The organism is Rhodocytophaga aerolata (assembly GCF_030503435.1).
In the GTDB taxonomy this organism is placed as follows: domain Bacteria; phylum Bacteroidota; class Bacteroidia; order Cytophagales; family 172606-1; genus Rhodocytophaga; species Rhodocytophaga aerolata.
The window spans coordinates 1-616 of the sequence record NZ_JAUKPO010000186.1 but is presented as its reverse complement, the minus strand read 5'-3'; the positions used below and the strand labels follow the sequence as shown (position 1 = coordinate 616).

The 616-nt window shown below is 35.7% G+C and carries 1 protein-coding gene; it reads left to right on the top strand.

Going from position 1 to position 616, the window contains the following annotated elements; translation table 11 throughout:
• Positions 1–576, top strand: a 576-nt coding sequence (locus Q0590_RS37460; protein ID WP_302042808.1) for a hypothetical protein, incomplete at its 5' end; no start/stop codon positions are given.
• Positions 577–616 lie beyond the last annotated feature (40 nt).

Here is a 616-nt window from a genome sequence, read left to right as displayed (position 1 = left end):
CTCTTTCTATCATTGGTTTTGCTTTCATGTCAAGCTACCCAGATAAAAAAAGAAGATGAAATAAGCGCTATAATAGAGGCGACAGTCATGCAGGATTCTCTTGATGTAAAAACGCCCATTGCGGAAGAAATTAGGCCATTCATCTATTTTCCAATTCAAAGAGATGAAAATGGAATAGAAATGCCACCACCTGCTCCTGATTATAGCGGAGTACATCATGTAAATGAGGTTATAATTGCTAGCGGATTTGAATATACAGAACAGTATAAACTCACAAGGCTTGATACCCTGCATATTAAACAACAGTTGCTTCATCCACAAGAAGTATCCATAGAAAAGAAAGCCATTCCTAATGCAGATATTTTCTCTATAGAAGCAGCTAAAAAACCTAGTGGAAGAAAAGTTAAGAAATGTTATATATTTTCTATGCCCTTATTTTCAGCCGATAGTGCTGTAGTCTATGTACAATATGATTACTTACCTGTTGATGTAACTGCACATGGAAGTTTTATTATATTAGCTAAACAGCAAGATAAATGGAAAAAGATAGGAGGAGGTCCAACATGGATGCAATAAAAAATGTCATAGCCTAACATAAAACCTGCCATCAACCGTG